A 17569-nucleotide genomic window follows, 5' to 3' on the forward strand; every position below is an offset into this window, starting at 1 on the left:
CCAGGAGACGATATGACGATTCAAGCGGAAGTCACCACGATGCTTGCAACCCTCAACGCTGGATTCCCGGATGTCACCAGTGTCCCGCCGTCGGAGCTACGAACTCTGATTCGGAACCGACGTGCGCCGCTGACGGGTCTTCCCGACATGCTTTCAGTCGAGAATCACGTAATCGACGGTCCCGGTGGAGATCTGGCAATTCGCGTCTTTCGTCCGCATGGAACCTCGAACGACGTTCCTCTCGTGGTCTTCGCTCACGGGGGCGGTTTCGTGTTCTGCGATCTGGACAGTCACGACGAATTCTGTCGATCGATGGCGCAGGGAGTCGGCGCAGTAGTGGTTGCCGTCGACTATCGGTTGGCGCCGGAGCATCCGGCACCGGCAGCCCACGACGACGTCTACGCCGCGGTGGCGTGGGCCAGCGAGCATGCTGCCGAATACGGTTCCGACGCAGGTAAAATCGCACTTGTGGGCGACAGTGCGGGAGGGAACCTCGCGGCGACCGTGGCTATTGCCGCTCGGGATCGGGGTGGTCCGGAAATCGCCCTTCAGGTTCTCATCTACCCCGTGATCGACGACGACTTCGAAACCGAGTCGTATCGGCTCTACGGCACGGGTCACTACAACACCACCGCAGCGATGGAATGGTACTGGCAGCAGTACGCGCCTGAAGGTCGCGACGACGCCCGTGTGATTCCTACGCGTGCGGAGACGCTCGCCGGTCTTCCGTCTGCTGTCGTCGTGACAGCCGAACTCGATCCGCCGTGTTCGTCAGGTGACGCGTATGCGCAGATGCTCGCGACGGCTGGCGTTTCGGTGCGCCATCATCGCTTCGAAGGATTGTTCCACGGCTTCCTCACTATCCCGTCTTTGTCACTGACCGAGCCTGCGCGACAGAAGCTTTGGGCGATGACGCGCGAGGCGCTCGGTAGCGAGTAGGCAGATCACTTCACTGTCAGGAGTCTCTCGGTGAGATTGCCGAACGTGTGACAGATTCTGTCGTGGACCACGGCCTCGGGACATTCGGGGTCGAACCACCGGTCCACCACTGCCCAGTGAATCGGATGATCGAGGTACTGGGTCTGCAGTGAGCCGAGGTCGGTGAACTCCTGCTCCCAGACATGAGTCCATGGTGTGTGCCCGATCGCTGCGTCGACTCGGCTGAGACGCCAGGCGCAGATCGACGAGATATGGGTAGGCATCCTGAGCAGATCCCGTTCGAATTCCTCGAGTACGTCCTGGGGTGTGCTGGGGGATACCCGGATGAACAGCGCTCGGTACACCTGACCGGCGGCTTCGGCGCCGGAACGTCCCGTGGTCCCGGACGAGTACTCGGCACCGTGGAAGTGGTCGACGGCGGCGCAGCGCAGGCTGTCGTCGACCGCATCTCGGGCTGTCTGCCAAGCCATCTCGTCTTCGAACTGAAGATGGACGATCAGATCTCCGCCGTTGATGACGCCGGGAAGTGTCGTACAGACGAGACGACGCAGCGCGTTCGACGATTCGGCAACTGCGGCAATGTTCTTCACTGCAGCGGTCCACTCGTCGGCGCCCGCCCCGTTGGCGGCGTGCACGACTCTTGTCACGTTATACATTGCTCAGTCCTTCGATGTCCTTTGCTGCGGCGGCCATGGAGCGACTCCGTTCGATTATGAGCGGAGCCATTGCATCCCACCACTGCCTGAGGGTGGAGTCTCTGCGGCCCTGGCGCGTCATCGACCACCAGCCGGCCGTGCCGTCGACCGTCCAGGTGACGGTCAAGGTGTTCGGGTCTTGATCGCACCACAACGGAGGGCTGACGAGTACGTCGGCGAGTGTCATGCCGCGACGCTGTGCACTCGGCAAATACTGGTCGAGTAGCGCGTCGACGAACTGTCGACCGCATCCCGGTTTCGTGACTATCCGATCGATCACGTAGAGCGTTTCATCTGCCATTGGTGAAGATTACTTTCCCCTAACCCGTTGTGATGCTTTCGATCTCACACAGCGGGAGATAGCGAATTTGGTCATGTGCCCGGCATTTCGACACCTCCCGTCAGGCGGGAATCGTTGCTGTGCAACAGAATCGGATGATGCAACATGGCGGACGACGATTGCGTGAAATGCAGTCGAACTCAGGTCGAACACATACGTCATGTGTTCGATGTCGTGAAGTGGAAGAGCCTTGGAGGAGCAGTTGAATCACTCGCTGGTAGGGAAGACCGCGCTGGTGACCGGGAGCAGTCGAGGCATCGGCAGGGCGATCGCCAGGCGACTGGCGGCAGAGGGGGCAACCGTGGTCGTCACCGCACGGTCGACTCGGCCTACCGCGGCAGTCCGTGCCGACAGTAATGTCGTCATCGGCGGTACGTTGTCCGAGACCGTCGAGATGATCGAGTCGCAACACGGTCGTGCACTTGCCATTCCGGCCGATCTCGAGGATTCCGAGGCTCGCGACGGATTGATCGAGAAGGTCGTCTCGCGGACCGGAGGTATCGACATCCTCGTGAACAATGCCGGGTTTGCCGACTACGCGCCGATCGAGAAGATGTCGCTGGCGACGTTCGATCGGACCCTCGACCACTACATTCGCGCGCCGTTCGCCCTGTCGAAGGCAGCCATCCCCTACATGCGAGAGCGCGGCGCAGGCTGGATCGTGAACATCGGTTCCTCGACGGGACTGAATCCGATCAGGCCCTTCCGCGACTACAACAAGACGTCGGGTGACGTGATTTACGCGTCGATGAAGGCAGCACTGCACAGGTTCACACAGGGCCTCGCCGCGGAGGTGCTGGACGACAATATCGCGGTCAACTCGGTGGGGCCTTCCACTGCGATCTCGACTCCCGGCGCCGACGCACTCATTCCGGATGGATACGAAACCGAGCCCGTCGAGTATCTTGCCGAGACGGTACTGGCCATGTGTTCTCTTCCCGCGGCCGAGCGGACCGGCCTTGTAGCCTTCAGTCTTCATTTTCCCTGGTATCAGGATCTGGTCGTGAAGGCGCTCGACGGGCAAGGGCTGATGCCCAGACGTGAGCCACCGACGTGGTGCAATCCCAACATTCTGCCCGAAGGAATCTGAAGTCTTTGTCGAGCAATAGTTTCGGCGACACAACCCGAGGAGTGGAGATGTCCCACGCTGAACGCCGGTTCGGTACCGGTACGGCCGTCGTGACCGGTGCGGGGGCCGGTATCGGTGCAGGGTTCGCCCGTCACCTTGCGCGGCTGGGAATGACGGTGGTCGTTGCCGACATCGACGAGGAGCGTGCGTCGCTCGTCGCCGAGGACATTCGCGCGGCCGGTGGGAGAGCTGACGTCCATGGAGTGGACGTAGCGGATGCCGATGCCGTGAAGAGGATGGCGGACAATGTGTTCGATCGTCACGGCAGCGTCGAGTTGCTTGTCAACAATGCCGGAGTGGAGACGGCCGGGTTGCTGTGGGAAGTCAGTGGTGCGCGGTGGAGACGGTTGATGGAGATCAACGTCGACGGCGTCTTCTATTGCCTTCGTGCTTTCGTGCCATTGATGTTGAAGGTGGGTAGGCCGGCGTGTGTGGCCAATCTGTCTTCTGTCGGCGGGATCAACAGCGCCGCGGTGCAAGGACCGTACATCGTCAGTAAGTTCGCGGTGCTGGCGATGACCGAGAGCTTGCACCAAGATCTGTCGTTGGTCGACTCTCCGATTCAGGTCAGTGCTGTTGTTCCACACTCGATCCGGAGTGAGATCTTTCGTGCGGCCCAGCGTGACGCGCCGACTACGAACGTCACGGCAAACGCTGTCTTCGATGCAATGCAACAGGCGAACGTCGAATCCGGACTCGACCCGCTCGATGCCGCCGAGCACATGACCGAAGCAATAGCGCGTGGGGACTTCTGGGTGTTCTCCGACGACGACGCGTGTCGGCAGTTCACCGACCGCCGAGCCGCTCAGCTTCGAGACCTGCTACCTCCCGCCGATCCTCGCACAATGCTCACACGCATGGGCATCTCGTGAATGCGGAGCTGTTCGGAGCAGGCCTGTTCACGCGCTGCCGTTGACAGACGTCGACGCACTCTTGGGGAGGCCTGACCAACCCACCAGGCCGACCAGAGCGAAAGCTACGGCGGCAGTGACGAAGGTGACGGTGAAGGCGGATTCGCTGGGCAGAGCGGATACGCCCTCTGGCAGGTTCGCGATGGTCATCGAGGCGAGAATCGTAGTCACCACTGCACTGCCCATGGCGCTGCCGGTGGAACGGGAGATCGAGTTGATGCCGTTGGCTATTCCACTCTGGTGTCGCGGAACGCTCGACATGATGATCGCGGGCATGGCCGCGTAGCCCAGGCTCACGGCGGCGCCGATCACGATGCCGGCACCGATGACCGACGCGGTGTGCGTGTGGTCGTACGCGAGCCAGGCGAACGGCACCGCACCACAGATGGCGGTGAGTCCCAGGACGAAGCGTGGCCCACGCACTCTGATGAGCCGCCCACCGATCGGTGCTGCGATCAGCGAGGCAATCGCACCCGGCAGCAGGAATTCCACCGACGCACGCAGAATGCTGGCGTCGAATCCGTATCCCGTGAGGGCGTGGGGAAGCTGGACGAGATAGGAGATGCCCAGGAAGTTGGCGAACATTCCGAAGCCCAGCATGACCCCCGCCAGATTCGCCATCATCACGGGCCGGTGGACGAACATTCGCATGTCGACCAGTGGTTCGTCGACGATCTTCTCGATCCAGACCCAGACTGCGAACATCACGATCGAGCCCAGGAAAACACCGATGGTCACGGGTGAGAACCAACCCCATTGGTGGCCTTGCGAAATCGACAACAGGAGCAGAAGGAGTGCAGCACCCAGGCTCAGCGCGCCGATGACGTCGACGCGCCCGCCGCTCTTGTGCTTGGTTGCCGGAACCAGCGTGATGACGGCGACGAGGGCAAGCAACGCGAACCCGGTGGCCATCCAGAAGGCGTTGCGGTAGTCGGCATCCGGAGCCGATGTGAGAAGTCCGGTGGCTACGAGGGCGAGCCCGCTGCCGAATGCGAGAGTTCCGCTGACCAATGCCATCGCGCCGGGAAGCTTGTGTGGGCGGACCTCTTCGCGCAGGACCGACAGAGCCAGCGGGAAGATGGCGGTGGCGGTCCCCTGGAGGACGCGTCCGAGGATGAGAAGTGGCAGATTGTGTGCCAGTGCGGCGACGATCGAACCGATGACCATGACGACCAGAACGCCGACCAGCGTGCGCTTCTTGCCGTGCTGATCGCCGTAGCGGCCCAACAGGGGAGTGAAAACGGCGGCCGACAGCAACGTCGCCGTCGTCACCCAACTGATGCCGGCCGCGGATGCGCCCAGATCGGACTGAATACGCCCCAAAATCGGGACGGGCAGTGTCTGCATCATCGAGACGATCATCGCGGCCAGGCTGAGCGCCCCGATGATGACGGCCTCGCGGCGCGGCGATGTTACGACGGATACATCCGGGGTGTCGTGGACCGTTGGCTGCGCGGCGCTGTCGGTCGTCACTGAATTCGTCAAGTGGGTCCTTCTCGGGAATTACAAGAGAAATTGCTTAATGTGCCGAAGTAATTTTCTCTGGATGGTAAGTCCGCGAGATCGATCCCGTCAATGCTGGTCAGTGAGCCCCTGGGGCCAGCTCGGTGTATTCAGGACCAACTCGGCGTGTTCCGGACTAGAAGGGGTAGACCGGGAGTGCGCTCTGCGCAGTCACCCACTGCGTTTCGGTGAAGGCGTCGAGGTTTGCGCCGATACCGCCGACGCGGCCACCGTTACCCGAAGACGCCATGCCGCCGAACGGGATGACTGCTTCGTCGCCGACGGTCTGATCGTTGATGTGTACGAGGCCGGTGGGGATTTGTTGGGCGAGCTCGAGCCCGCGCATGGCGTCGGAGGTCAGAATGCCCAGCGACAACCCGTACTCGGAATCGTTGGCTATGGCGACGGCTTGTTCGACGGTGGCGAAGGAGGTGACCGGTGCGACTGGCCCGAAGACTTCGTCGGCGAATGCCGGCGCGGTGAGTGGGGTGTCGGCCAGCACGGTGGGCCGGTAGAAGAGATCCTCGTAGGTGCCGCCGGCCGCCAGTTTTGCTCCGGCCGCGATGCTTCCGGTGACCAGGGAGTGGATGTGGTCGCGTTGTTTGGCGTCGATGATGGGTCCGAGTGCGACCTGACCGGTGAACGGGTCGCCTACCGGAAGCTTGTCGGCGCGTTCGGCAAGGAGTGCGGTGTAATCGGCGGCGATGCTTTCGTGGACGAGCTGGCGGCCGGTGGTCATGCAGATCTGCCCCTGGTGCATGAACGAGCCGAAAGCGCCTACAGATGCAGCCTTTTCGAGGTCGACGTCGTCCATGACGATCAGTGCGTTGTTTCCTCCGAGTTCGAGGTGTGCTCGTTTGAGATGGCGGCCCGCCAGTTCACCGACAGCGCGTCCTGCCCGGGTCGACCCGGTGAATGCGATGACGCGAACGCTCGGATGAACCACGATTGCCTCACCGGCGTCAGCGCCACCCGGCAGCATGCCGAACACTCCGGCAGGCAAACCGGCTTCTTCGAAGATGCGGGCAAGAACCACACCGCCACAGATCGCCGTGCGCGGATCAGGCTTGAGGATCACCGAATTACCCAGTGCCAGTGCGGGAGCGACTGCACGGATCGACAGAATGATCGGGAAGTTGAACGGTGCGATGACGCCGACGGTGCCGACGGGGACGCGACGAGAGAAGCTCAGCCGCGGTTGCTCCGAGCGCAGCACCTCGCCGACGGGGTGTGCGGCCAAAGCTGCTGCGTTGTAGCACTCTTCGGCAGCGGTGTGGGTTTCCAGTCCGGCTTTGGCGGGAATGCTGCCGGCCTCGCGGATTACCCATTCGCCGATTTCGTCGGCGTACCGCTCGAACAGTTGACCGGCGCGGCGTAGAACGGCGGCTCGTTCGGTGTACGGCCTTGCTGCCCAATCCTTCTGAGCGGCAGTAGCTTTTGTTGCAGCGGCTGCCACGTCGTCTGGTGTTGCCATGCCGACCGTCGTCAACTGCTTGCCGGTGGCCGGTTCGACGACAATACGATCGTCGGCGCTACCGAGAACCCATTCGCCGTCGAAGATCTTCGATTCCCACACAGGTTCGCTCAGCAAACGCGTCATGGCCGCTCCTCGGTAAAGGGATGCAACCGCGCGCCGCATCACATGGTTGTGGACCACGTTGCTCCGTGAGGGGAGTCGATCGCCATCGCACTTTCACTCAGTGAAAGACGGATTCATGGCGTCCTTGAGCGCTTGGATCAGATCGGCGAACTCGGTCGAGTGGGTGGCGCCGCTGCGGGTCACTCCCGAGACGGGAATTCGCAAGCGGCCGTGCGATTCTCGCATGAAGCTGATGCCGGCGCGTGGAGATTCGCCTGCGGTGATCGAATACAGCAGGGTCCAGGCGCGCGGGTTGGTGATCACGTCCAGCGTGGCTGTGTGATCGCTCGGAATTGCAGGGCCCAGTTGGACGCGTCGATCTATCTCGCGGAACGCGTCCTCGACCACCTTGTGAATGAGCACCTGGCTTTGGCGCGGCGGCAGGAGCAGGGGGTATGCGGCCAGATCATTGAGGTCGACGCTTTGCTGGCCGGCCAGGGGGTGCCGGCTCGACATGACGACCAGCAGATCTTCGACGCCGAGGTCCAAGGGTTCGAGTCCGGGGCGGTCGACGCCGCCGCGAATCAGCGCGATGTCGGCGTCACCGGAGGCCACGGCGTCCATGCGGTGGGCAAAACTCTTGATGACGAACTCGACGTCCAGGTCCGGATGAAGTTCGCGCACGTGTGCGATGGCGTCCAGCGTCTGAGCGGCGAAGCTCATGTTTCCGGTGATCCGGATCCGGGCTCGTGGGTCGCGTGCGACGGAGTAGGCCATCGTTTCGAGGCTGAGGACTTGCTGCGCGATGGGCACGAGTCGCGATCCTGCCGGGGCAAGGCGAACGGCTCGGGTCGAGCGTTCGAAGAGTGTCGCGCCAAGCTCCTTCTCCAGTCGGGCGACCTGATGGCTGATCGCCGACTGCGAGATGAAGCAGCGCTCGGCAGCGCGACTGAAGCTCAGTTCCTCGCTCACGACGAGGAAGTACTTGAGTTGGCGGAAGTCCATGAGGACAGCTTACTTATGAGCAATCGAGATAACAGTCTTGCGAATACTCCAGCTAGCTGGACCCGACCCATGATCAGTCCATACCGTAATAGTCATACTTTCAATTTGGTTGAGGAGATTTGTTGTGGATAGAACAGCTGCGGGTCGCGCTGACATCGACGCGACTGGACACGAGCAGACTCAGGTAGTCATCGTCGGTTCGGGATTCGGAGCCCTCGCCGCGGCCAAGACCCTCGCGAAGTCCAAGACGCCGTTCGTCCTCATCTCCGCCACCACCGAGCACCTCTTCCAGCCGCTGCTCTACCAGGTGGCGACGGGCGTTCTGTCGGCAGGCGAAGTTGCTCCGCCCATCCGCACGATCCTGCAGAAGTACCCCAACGCCGACGTGCGTCTCGGTCGCGTCGTCGAGGTCAACGCCGAAGAGAACACCGTCGTCTACGAGGCTTCGGGCACCCGCCACACTCTCGGATACCGCTCGCTCATCGCAGCCACCGGTGCCACCCAGGCGTACTTCGGTCATGACGAGTTCGAAAAGGTCACCTACAAGCTCAAGACCGTCGAGGATGCCGAGGTCCTGCGTAAGCAGATCCTGCGTTGCTTCGAAGAGGCTCACACCACCAACGACGCGCTGGTTCGCCGCAACCTGCTCAGCTTCGTTGTCGTCGGTGCAGGCGCGACCGGCGTCGAGCTCGCCGGACAGATCAAGGAACTGGCGCGTCGCTACTTCGCCAAGTCCATCAACAACATCAGCGCCGACGAGGTCACGGTCACCATGGTCGAGGGCGCGGGCGTTGCGCTTCCGGCCTTCGGCGGCAAGCTCAGTGAGTACACACAGGCCTCGCTCGAGAAGTCGGGTGTCGAGGTTGTTCTCAACACTATGGTCACCGCCATCGACGAGCACGGTGTCACCGTCTCTTCGGCAAAGACCAAGGAAGAGAAGCGCATCGACGCCGAGACCGTCATCTGGTCGGCCGGTGTTCGCGCCAACGACTTCGCAGCAGTGCTCGGCGAGGCGACCGGTTGTGAGAGTGACCGTGCAGGTCGTCTGCTCATCAATCCGGACTTGACCGTCGGCGGGTTCGCCAACGTCTTTGCCATCGGCGACATGACTTCGCTGAACGGTCTGCCTGGTCAGTCGCCCGTTGCAATGCAGGGTGGACGTCACGCAGCGAAGACTGTGAACGGAAAGGTCAAGGCCGGAACGCCTTTCAAATACTTCGACAAGGGCAGCATGTCGATCATCAGCCGATTCAGCGCTGTGTGTCGCGTCCGCAAGGTCGAGTTCAAGGGCACGATCGCCTGGTTCATGTGGCTGGCCGTGCACGTGATGTATCTGGTGGGCTTCCGCAACCGGTATGTCGCTGTGATGTCGTGGTTCGGTTCGTTCATCGGTCACCGTCGTCCGCACTTCCACTACGCGCAGGAGCCGATGAAGATCGAGGCCACGCCGCCGGTGACCGAACGCGAACCGGAATTGGCGCACTCCGCGTAGCTCCGCACCGCCTGAACACGTTTCGCCTGATGTCAGTCACACTGTGTGAATGGCATCAGGCGAGCGTTCGTTGATCGGCCGGGCATTTATCGTGCTCGGTGCCTTCGACGCGAAATCGCCGCGGTTGACGCAGTCGGAGATCAGTCGTCGCAGCGGTTTGCCTCTGCCCACCGTCCATAGACTGTGTGGGCAGTTGGTGGCTGAGGGCGCACTCGAGCGTCGGAGTGACGACAAGTACCAGGTCGGAGTCCGGTTGTGGGAGATCGGCGCTCTCGCTCCCGGCGCTCACGGCCTACGGCAGGTGGCGTTGCCGTTCCTCGAGGACCTGTACGAGGTCACCCGAGAGAACGTGCAGTTGGTCGTTCGTGAGGGCACCGAGGCTCTGTACCTCGAGCGCTTGTCCTCGCGTAGCGCCGTCACCGTGGTCGGCCGTGCCGGCGGAAGATTGCCGTTGCACGCGTCCAGCGGTGGATTGATTCTCCTCGCGCACGGCGGAACCGAGCTTCTCGACGACGTCCTTCGCGCCGGCCTCGAGTCGTTCACTCCCAAAACCATTACTTCCGAGCGGATTTTGCGAGCAACTCTCGACGAGATCAGGCGCGCCGGATTCGTGGTCTGTCGCGAGTATCTGAACGTCGGAACCCTTGCCGTCGCCGCTCCTGTCCGCGAAGCCGGGGGCAGTGTCGTGGCAGCGGTCTCGACAGTTGTTCCGGTGGAGCAGGATCCGGCTCCTTTACTGCCGGCGTTGGTCGCGGCCGCCCGTGGAATATCACGCGGGCTTGGTAGCGGTGGGTTTCGATAGCTCGTTTCGGTCTTTCACTGAGTGAAATTGCAGCTGTTCAGAGGAGTGATCGTGGTCGAGGGTGGTCTCAATCGTCACTCACCTCAGGAGCTCTCTGTATGTCTTCTTCACGCACCCAGGTCGGAATCGTCGGTGGTGGTCCCGCCGGGTTGATGCTCTCGCATCTGTTGGATCTGAAGGGAATCGATTCGGTTGTCCTGGAATGCCGCACCCGCGAAGAGGTAGAAGGCACCATTCGTGCCGGCGTGCTCGAACAGAACACGGTTGATCTCATGGTCGAGACCGGACTCGGTGATCGACTGAAGCGGGAGGGCCTCGAACATCACGGAATCGAGTTGCGATTCGGTGGACGAGGGCACCGAATCGCGTTCGACGAACTGACCGACGGGCGAGCAGTCACGGTGTATCCGCAACACGAGGTGCTCAAGGATCTGATCGCGCGGCGTCTCGCTGACGGCGGGGACATTCGATTCGGAGTGTCCGACGCGCAAGTACACGATCACGAATCGGATCGCCCGAGTATCACTTTTGTCGACTCGGACGGAAATGATCAGAAGCTCGAGTGCGCCCTGGTGGCCGGTTGCGACGGTTCACGCACCGGAACGCGAAAGCTGATTCCCGAACCGTCGATCCGAACAGATCATTTCCGCCAGTATCCCTTCGCGTGGTTCGGCATCCTGGCCGAGGCGCCGCCGTCGTCCGAAGAACTGATCTATGCCAACCATGAGCGCGGGTTTGCACTGATCAGCACACGGACGCCCGAGGTACAGCGTCATTACCTTCAGGTCGATCCGGACGACTCCGTGGACAACTGGTCCGACGATCGAATCTGGGACGAGCTGCACATGCGCGTCGACGGTGAGGGGGCGGAGATCAAGGACGGCAGGATCTTTCAGAAGTCGATCCTCCAGTTCCGCAGCTTCGTGTGTGAGCCGATGCAGCACGGCAACCTGTTTCTTGCAGGGGATGCGGCGCACACCGTGCCGCCGACCGGCGCGAAGGGAATGAATCTCGCGATCGCCGACGTCTACGCACTGGCGAAGGCAATGGACGGTTTCTTCACCTCGTCCGACCGAAAGATGCTGGACGGGTACACCGAAACGGTGTTGCCGCGTGTGTGGCGGACGCAGCACTTCTCGTGGTGGATGTCGTCGATGCTCCATCGCTTGCCAGACGACAGCGGTTTCGGGCATCGCCGACAGTTGGCCGAGTTGGACATGGTCACGCGTTCGGTGGCCGGACGAACGCTGATCGCCGAGAACTACGTCGGAACTCCCTTGCATCAGTAGGCCGATTCGCAGGTTGCACGGTGCGAAATCAGGGGGAGTGGGGTGCCAGGTGTCACCAGGACCCCGAAGTTCTTGGTATGTGTCCGCCTGGCGGGAAGCCGCCGAGCCGAAGTAGCGGGAGCTTTGTAACCTCGAACACGTCCTTGTCCAACCGAGGGTGGCTGATGCTTCGACCGCACTGCGGGGGAGTTGTCGTATGACTGAGCGTTGCAAGAAGTGACTGTTCAGGATCCACTGTCTCCCAAGCCGATCGGTGCGAACCGACTTCGAGCTCATCGAGGCACTTCAGTCGCTCCGGTCAACTGAACAGAGGGATCTTCCGATGAAGTTCAGCCTCGCCGTGGCGATGATTCCCCTCTCTCAACTCGTTGCACTTGCGAAAGTGGCCGAAGAATGCGGCTTTTCTTCGATCACGATGCCCGACTCACTGTTCTTTCCCGAGCGGGGCGCTACCGGGTATCCGTATACCGCTGACGGTGTGCGGATGTGGGACGTGAAGACACCATTTGTAGACCCCATGATTGCCGCGGCCTTCATGGGACCCGGAACGTCGAAGATTCGCTTTTATCCGCAGGTGCTCGAGCTCAGCTCACGCAATCCTCTGCTGCTGGCAAGCCAGGTGGGGTCGGTCGCGAATCTGACAGGAGGCCGCTTCGGTCTCGGGGTCGGTGTGGGCTGGGCGCCAGAGGAATTCGAGTGGTGCGGCGCTTCCCCCAAGGATCGAGGCCCGCGAGTCGACGAGATGCTCGAGGTACTGCGACTGGTTCTAGGCGGCGGTATGGTCGAACATCACGGCAAGTTCTTCGACTTCGACAGGCTGCAGATGAGCCCGGCGCCGGTCGATCCCGTCCCCATCTACATCGGAGGACATTCCGCGGCCGCATTGCGCCGTGCAGCGCGAGTGGGTGACGGTTGGACCTCGGCTACAGTCTCTTTCGCTGATCTGCAAGCTCTCATCGCGAGGATCGGCGTCCTGCGGGTCGAGTACGGGCGCGCCGAGTCCCCGTTCGAAATTCAGGCCGTCTGCGCCGATCGCTTCGGTCTCGACGGCTCCCTGGAACTGGCCGATAGCGGAGTGACGGAATCGATCGTCATTCCTTGGGCCATGTACGGCCTCGGGTTCGACTGCGACCTGGAAGCGAAGAAAGATGCGGTACGCAGGTTCTCCGAGGAAGTCATCTGCAAATTCTGAATTCACGTAGCGCACCTGTGCTGCAATGACCCGTGTGCGGGGATCAATCCGTATGCGGGCGTTGCGGCTCCAACATCCGTTCGCGCAGACTGTCGTAGATAGGTGCCGACCCTGCCGACGTGGTGACGAATACCGCTGCCGCAGTGGCAGCGAGCATCGGGACCAGCGTCGACGTCACCGCGGTCATTTCGACCACGATCACGATGCCGGTGAACGGTGCGCGTACTACGGCGCCGAAGAAGGCCGCCATACCGACGGTGGCCATGGTGACCGTGAGCCCGGCGTCCACTCCGGGCACGAAGCTCGACAGTCCGGTGAAGATCGACCCCCAGAGCGCGCCGAGAGCGAGTAAGGGAGCGAACAGTCCGCCGGGAGTTCCAGCGGCATACGAGAGCGGGCCGGTGAAGAACCGAACCACCAAGTACAGCAGCAGGATCGGCAGTACGAAGGTCCTTCCGCCGACGATCATCTGTGCAAGAACGTCGCCGCCCTCACTGGCCAACGGGTCGAGGAACAGCGTCAGGCCGATGACGGCGCCGATCGTTGCGCCGATGACAGTCGGTGGGATCTTGTCGAGCCGTGCCACGATGTCGAGTAGTCCTAGAATCAGGCGGTTGTACGCAATACCCAGTAGCCCCGTGAGGATTCCGAAGACGACGAACAGTGGCAAGAATGCGAGTTGAGGTGTCGGGACGGTGCCGACTTCGAAATCGGGTTGATCACCGATGACGATCCGTGCACAGCCCACCGCCACTGAAACACCGAAAAGGGTTGGCAGCACGGTGCGCAGCCGGAACGAGCGCGTCACCTCCTCGCAGACGAACAGTGCCCCCGCGATCGGCGCGTTGAATGCGACAGCGAGTCCTGCTCCGGCCGTGGATGTTTGCAGCATGGCGACGTCGGGTTCGGTGAGGCGGGCTCGCCGTCCCGCTTCTGCTCCGATCGCCGCACCCATGTGTACGGTGGGGCCTTCACGACCGAGAACCAGACCGGAGCCGATCGCCAAGAGGCCGCCGATGAATCTGGCGGGCACGAGATTGATTCCCGGCGGTTTCGCTTCACCGCGGGACACCGCCTCGACGTGCTGGATGCCGCTTCCCTTTGCGAGGGGCACTCGTCTGACGATCAGTACGGCAAGTACGGTACACAGGGCCACCAGGAGGACCGGCACGAGCCACCCGACGTACGGAACGTGATGCGCCCAGTTCACGATCGCCTGACGAAGTTCGTCGGCCCTGATCAGACACCAACGGAACGCGCCGCCGACAAATCCGACCCCGACGCCGGCGACCGCAGCGAGTAGACACAGCAAACCCAGTCCGCGGTTGGAGTCACGCGGTTCGGTGCCGCCATCGTCCTCGGTCATCGTGATCAGCCCTACCTGATGGTCACAACTCGCGACAGGTGAATTGAGCTTCCTCACCTTGGACGGTAACCCATCGCGCTACCCGCAGGGTCGGATCGAGGTTGTGCAGCCTGGTCACAATTCGACAAGCAGGCTGATTCCGAGAACCGCCATCATCACGGCGATCAGAGCATCGAGAACCCGCCAGGCGTTGGGTTTCGCAAAAAGCGGCGTCAGCAGACGTGCGCCGTAACCGAGGGCGCCGAACCAGACCACACTTGCCGTGATGGCACCGGCGGCAAACCACCAACGTCCGATCTCGCCGCGACCGTTGGCGATGGAACCCATGAGCACGACGGTGTCGAGGTACACGTGTGGATTGAGCCAGGTGAGAGCCAATGCCATCGTGACGGCGGCAAGCCTCGACCCGTTGCCATGTCGATCCGGCGCCAACGTCTGGGGGTGAAGTGCCCGCTTGGCGGCGAAGAGCGCATAGCTGAGGAGGAAAACGGCGCCGGCGATACGAACGAACGTGATCATCGACGGTGCGTGTTCGAGGAGGGTCCCGATTCCGCTGACGCCCGCGAGGATGAGAATTGCGTCTGACAACGCGCACACTGCGACGATCGGGAGTACGTGTGATCGCGTCAGGCCTTGACGAAGAACAAACGCATTCTGGGCGCCGATTGCGACGATCAAAGACAGTCCGACCCCGAAACCGACGAGGGCCGACGCAGGGTCGTTGGTGCTGAGCATGTCGTCGAGCCTGCCGCTCGGATTTCAGTCAGTCCAGCTAATGATTCTTAGGATGCATCAGAGTAGCTTCAGATTATGTTGGATTTCGAGCAACTGAGGGCATTGCACGCCGCGGTCGACGAGGGAACCTTCGAGGCGGCGGCGCGGAAGTTACACATCACGCCTTCGGCGGTCAGCCAACGAATCAAAGGTCTCGAGACCTCGGTTGGCCGGATCCTGGTGCAGCGCACCAAACCCATCCGGGTCACCGATTCGGGGAGAGAAGTCCTGCGTCTTGCCCGTCAGATAGACGCACTGTCGCGTGACACCGTGCGAGAACTCGGCCTTGAAAATGGTTCAGGGATGTTTGCACGCGTCTCGATCGCGGTCAATGCCGATTCGCTGTCCACCTGGGTTCTCGGGGCCCTCGCGGAGTTCACGCAAGAAGTCGGTTTCGATTTTCATCTCGACGATCAAGACCACACCACCGAACTACTGCGCGACGGTTCGGTCATGGCTGCCGTCACCTCTGTTGCGTCACCGATTCAAGGGTGTACCTCCAGCCGTTTGGGCATCATGCGGTATCGGCCGATGGCGAGTGCAGAGTTCTGCCGTCGTTGGTTCGCAGACGGTGTCACGGCCGAATCCCTTTCGGAGGCGCCGCTGGTTGTGTTCAATCGCAAGGATCTACTGCAGGATCGCTACCTCGATCAAAAGGTCGGCCACCCCGCCGATCCGCCCCGTCATCTTGTTCCTTCATCGGCAGACTTCGCGGACGCCGTCAGGCGGGGATACGGCTGGGGATTGATACCGGACCTGCAGCGCGGCGACGACGATCGCTCCGGCGTGCTGATCGGATTCGATCCGGACTTCGTGGACGACGTTCCGCTGTACTGGCAGCAGTGGAAACTGTCGTCACCTGTCTTGCGCCGGATCTCCGAGGTGGTGACCAGACGCGCCCACGAGGTGTTGCATCAGCCGTCGAGCTGATGTGCACCGCACGTGCGGTGTTGTGCTCGGGCGGTGTTGTGCTCAGGGAACAAAGAACCTGGACAAGTTGATCCCCTGGGACCGTTTCTTCGGCCGCAGGACGCCGATAGTGTTTTGAGTCACACACGAATGAAAGGTGCTGACTCTCGTGGCGAACATCGGATATCTGGCTTGGGATCTTGCAGAGAAGTACGGGCAGAAGCCGTGCTTGCGGGACGACCACGTCGAACTCACGTATGAAGAGTTCGCAGATCGCACGGAAGCTGTTGCCGCGCAATTGGCCGGACTCGGAATCGGCCTCGGTGACGTGGTGGCGATCATGCTGCCCAATCGCGTCGAGTTGCTGATCGCGATCATGGCTGCCTGGCGCATCGGTGCTGCCGCTACACCCATCAATCCGATGTTCACCGCGAACGAAGCGGACTACCAGATCGCGGACTCCGGGGCCGAGTTGGTCATCACCGCCACTGCCGACGCACCCTCGGGCGGCCGCGCAGTGTTGGCCGTCGAGGATCTGGCGACAGTGCCGCCGACCGATCCCCGACCCGGAATCGATGTTGCAGCAGACGATCTGGCGTTGCTCATCTACACCAGCGGCTCCACCGGACGGCCCAAGGGAGTGATGCTGACTCATGCCAACCTGCAGTTCATGGCTTCGTCGATGGGCAAGAACATCGGTGTTACCGGCGCGGATCACTGCCTGCTGATTCTGCCGCTGTTCCATGTCAACGCGATCTGCGTCAGCGTCTTGACGCCCTTACTTGTCGGCGGACAGGTGAGTGTCACCGGGAAGTTCTCGGTTTCGAGATTCTTCGACGACGTCGCGCGGCTTCGCCCCACGTATTTCTCGGCGGTGCCGGCAATCTACGCGATGCTGACCTCACAGCCGGAAGACCCTTCGATCGACACGTCGTCCTTGAGGTTTGCCGTGTGCGGTGCGGCGCCGATCAGCAAGGAACTCCTCGAACGCGCTGAGCAGCGTTTCGGTTTCGTGATCGTGGAAGGTTACGGACTCACCGAGGGGACCTGTGCGTCGGCCTGCAATCCTGTGGACGGCGTGCGCAAACTCGGTACGGTCGGCCCGGCGTTGCCCGGCCAGCAGATTGCCATTCTTGCCGAGGACGGAACCTTTGCGCCCGCCGGGACTGCCGGAGAGGTGGTCATCAAGGGTGACAACGTGATGCGTGGCTATCTGGGTAAGCCGGAGGAAACTGCGAAGACCGTCAAGGATGGTTGGTTGCATACCGGTGACGTCGGAGTCCTCGACGAGGACGGCTACCTGACCCTGGTCGATCGCATCAAGGACATGATCATCCGTGGGGGAGAGAACATCTACCCCAAGGAGATCGAAAACTCGCTCGCTACACACCCTTCCGTGCTCGAGGCAGCCGTCATCGGCGCTCCGCACCAGGTCTACGGAGAGGTGCCAGTTGCCTATGTTGTCGCCTACCCCGATGCGCCCGTCACCGAAGACGAACTGCTCGAATATGTCACGGCCTTGCTCACCCGAGTAAAGGTGCCAGTGGCGATCTACGTCGTCGATGCGCTTCCCCGAAACCCGGTGGGCAAGATCGACAAACCTGGAATGAGACGAGCTTTGAGCGCAACTCCCGCTCACTAGTC

Annotated in this window: 16 protein-coding genes; 9 read left to right on the forward strand and 7 right to left on the reverse strand. The window is 61.8% G+C overall.

The annotated features are described in order from the left end of the window. The first annotated feature begins 12 nt into the window (after nt 1-12). Complete coding sequence (locus QM609_RS02190; protein WP_007730522.1) at nt 13-939, forward strand: alpha/beta hydrolase; 927 nt, start codon at nt 13-15, stop codon at nt 937-939. Between the two features lie 5 nt (nt 940-944). Here the strand turns inward: QM609_RS02190 and QM609_RS02195 are convergent, their stop codons facing one another. Continuing rightward, the gene (locus tag QM609_RS02195; protein WP_030536113.1) at nt 945-1595 is read right to left on the reverse strand and encodes a Dabb family protein; all 651 of its coding nucleotides are present in this window, start codon (nt 1593-1595) and stop codon (nt 945-947) included. Further along, nucleotides 1588-1935 carry a hypothetical protein gene (locus QM609_RS02200; RefSeq protein ID WP_007730530.1) on the reverse strand — a complete coding sequence of 116 codons (348 nt, stop codon included), beginning with the start codon at nt 1933-1935 and terminating at the stop codon, nt 1588-1590. The genes QM609_RS02195 and QM609_RS02200 overlap by 8 nt, the downstream gene beginning before the upstream one ends. A gap of 241 nt (nt 1936-2176) precedes the next feature. On the opposite strand from QM609_RS02200, the gene QM609_RS02205 reads away from it, so the two are divergent. Both QM609_RS02205 and QM609_RS02210 read left to right on the forward strand, forming a co-directional pair. After that, nucleotides 2177-3064 carry an SDR family NAD(P)-dependent oxidoreductase gene (locus QM609_RS02205; protein ID WP_042921616.1) on the forward strand — a complete coding sequence of 296 codons (888 nt, stop codon included), beginning with the start codon at nt 2177-2179 and terminating at the stop codon, nt 3062-3064. Nucleotides 3065-3111: 47 nt separating this feature from the next. Next, nucleotides 3112-3975: an SDR family NAD(P)-dependent oxidoreductase gene (locus QM609_RS02210; protein ID WP_030536111.1), complete on the forward strand. Its 864-nt coding sequence runs from the start codon at nt 3112-3114 to the stop codon at nt 3973-3975. Between the two features lie 27 nt (nt 3976-4002). Here the strand turns inward: QM609_RS02210 and QM609_RS02215 are convergent, their stop codons facing one another. The 3 genes from QM609_RS02215 to QM609_RS02225 form a co-directional block, all read right to left on the reverse strand. Further along, nucleotides 4003-5499: an MFS transporter gene (locus QM609_RS02215; RefSeq protein WP_202426560.1), complete on the reverse strand. Its 1497-nt coding sequence runs from the start codon at nt 5497-5499 to the stop codon at nt 4003-4005. A gap of 154 nt (nt 5500-5653) precedes the next feature. Then, nucleotides 5654-7117, reverse strand: coding sequence for a benzaldehyde dehydrogenase (locus QM609_RS02220; protein WP_050656920.1), 1464 nt, complete (start codon nt 7115-7117; stop codon nt 5654-5656). Between the two features lie 93 nt (nt 7118-7210). Beyond that, nucleotides 7211-8101 (reverse strand): LysR family transcriptional regulator, encoded by an 891-nt coding sequence (locus tag QM609_RS02225; protein WP_003943104.1) that lies wholly within the window; start codon nt 8099-8101, stop codon nt 7211-7213. Nucleotides 8102-8225: 124 nt separating this feature from the next. Here QM609_RS02225 and QM609_RS02230 point away from each other — a divergent pair, with 124 nt between their 5' ends. The 4 genes from QM609_RS02230 (at nt 8226) to QM609_RS02245 (ending at nt 12876) form a co-directional block, all read left to right on the forward strand. After that, a complete protein-coding gene (locus QM609_RS02230; protein WP_003942969.1) occupies nt 8226-9593 on the forward strand; it encodes an NAD(P)/FAD-dependent oxidoreductase in 1368 nt (455 codons plus the stop codon). Between the two features lie 49 nt (nt 9594-9642). After that, nucleotides 9643-10395, forward strand: coding sequence for an IclR family transcriptional regulator (locus QM609_RS02235; protein ID WP_050656922.1), 753 nt, complete (start codon nt 9643-9645; stop codon nt 10393-10395). A gap of 98 nt (nt 10396-10493) precedes the next feature. Then, entirely contained in the window at nt 10494-11684 is a 1191-nt protein-coding gene (locus QM609_RS02240; protein ID WP_050656923.1) for a 4-hydroxybenzoate 3-monooxygenase, read from the forward strand. A 322-nt stretch (nt 11685-12006) separates the two neighbouring features. Then, on the forward strand, nt 12007-12876 hold the full coding sequence (locus tag QM609_RS02245; RefSeq protein WP_050656934.1) for a TIGR03619 family F420-dependent LLM class oxidoreductase: 870 nt from the start codon (nt 12007-12009) through the stop codon (nt 12874-12876). A 43-nt stretch (nt 12877-12919) separates the two neighbouring features. On the opposite strand, the gene QM609_RS02250 is transcribed toward QM609_RS02245, so the two are convergent. Both QM609_RS02250 and QM609_RS02255 read right to left on the reverse strand, forming a co-directional pair. Further along, nucleotides 12920-14242: a ClC family H(+)/Cl(-) exchange transporter gene (locus tag QM609_RS02250; RefSeq protein ID WP_050656935.1), complete on the reverse strand. Its 1323-nt coding sequence runs from the start codon at nt 14240-14242 to the stop codon at nt 12920-12922. Between the two features lie 114 nt (nt 14243-14356). Further along, nucleotides 14357-14977 (reverse strand): LysE/ArgO family amino acid transporter, encoded by a 621-nt coding sequence (locus tag QM609_RS02255; RefSeq protein WP_042451547.1) that lies wholly within the window; start codon nt 14975-14977, stop codon nt 14357-14359. A gap of 75 nt (nt 14978-15052) precedes the next feature. On the opposite strand from QM609_RS02255, the gene QM609_RS02260 reads away from it, so the two are divergent. Both QM609_RS02260 and QM609_RS02265 read left to right on the forward strand, forming a co-directional pair. Then, nucleotides 15053-15946 (forward strand): LysR family transcriptional regulator ArgP, encoded by an 894-nt coding sequence (locus QM609_RS02260; RefSeq protein ID WP_003943053.1) that lies wholly within the window; start codon nt 15053-15055, stop codon nt 15944-15946. 148 nt (nt 15947-16094) lie between these two features. Further along, entirely contained in the window at nt 16095-17567 is a 1473-nt protein-coding gene (locus QM609_RS02265) for a class I adenylate-forming enzyme family protein (RefSeq protein ID WP_050656936.1), read from the forward strand. The last annotated feature ends 2 nt before the right edge of the window (nt 17568-17569 follow it).

The sequence above is a fragment of the Rhodococcus sp. IEGM 1302 genome, assembly GCF_030056935.1.
Classification (GTDB): Bacteria; Actinomycetota; Actinomycetes; order Mycobacteriales; family Mycobacteriaceae; genus Rhodococcus_F; species Rhodococcus_F qingshengii.

What these genes read in the sequence shown, in the direction of transcription:
- QM609_RS02190 (WP_007730522.1), top strand. Translation starts at nt 13, where the DNA reads ATGACGATTCAAGCGGAAGTCACCACGATGCTTGCAACCCTCAACGCT.
- QM609_RS02195 (WP_030536113.1), bottom strand. Translation starts at nt 1,595, where the DNA reads ATGTATAACGTGACAAGAGTCGTGCACGCCGCCAACGGGGCGGGCGCC.
- QM609_RS02200 (WP_007730530.1), bottom strand. Translation starts at nt 1,935, where the DNA reads ATGGCAGATGAAACGCTCTACGTGATCGATCGGATAGTCACGAAACCG.
- QM609_RS02210 (WP_030536111.1), top strand. Translation starts at nt 3,112, where the DNA reads ATGTCCCACGCTGAACGCCGGTTCGGTACCGGTACGGCCGTCGTGACC.
- QM609_RS02220 (WP_050656920.1), bottom strand. Translation starts at nt 7,117, where the DNA reads ATGACGCGTTTGCTGAGCGAACCTGTGTGGGAATCGAAGATCTTCGAC.
- QM609_RS02225 (WP_003943104.1), bottom strand. Translation starts at nt 8,101, where the DNA reads ATGGACTTCCGCCAACTCAAGTACTTCCTCGTCGTGAGCGAGGAACTG.
- QM609_RS02235 (WP_050656922.1), top strand. Translation starts at nt 9,643, where the DNA reads ATGGCATCAGGCGAGCGTTCGTTGATCGGCCGGGCATTTATCGTGCTC.
- QM609_RS02240 (WP_050656923.1), top strand. Translation starts at nt 10,494, where the DNA reads ATGTCTTCTTCACGCACCCAGGTCGGAATCGTCGGTGGTGGTCCCGCC.
- QM609_RS02245 (WP_050656934.1), top strand. Translation starts at nt 12,007, where the DNA reads ATGAAGTTCAGCCTCGCCGTGGCGATGATTCCCCTCTCTCAACTCGTT.
- QM609_RS02250 (WP_050656935.1), bottom strand. Translation starts at nt 14,242, where the DNA reads ATGACCGAGGACGATGGCGGCACCGAACCGCGTGACTCCAACCGCGGA.
- QM609_RS02255 (WP_042451547.1), bottom strand. Translation starts at nt 14,977, where the DNA reads ATGCTCAGCACCAACGACCCTGCGTCGGCCCTCGTCGGTTTCGGGGTC.
- QM609_RS02260 (WP_003943053.1), top strand. Translation starts at nt 15,053, where the DNA reads ATGTTGGATTTCGAGCAACTGAGGGCATTGCACGCCGCGGTCGACGAG.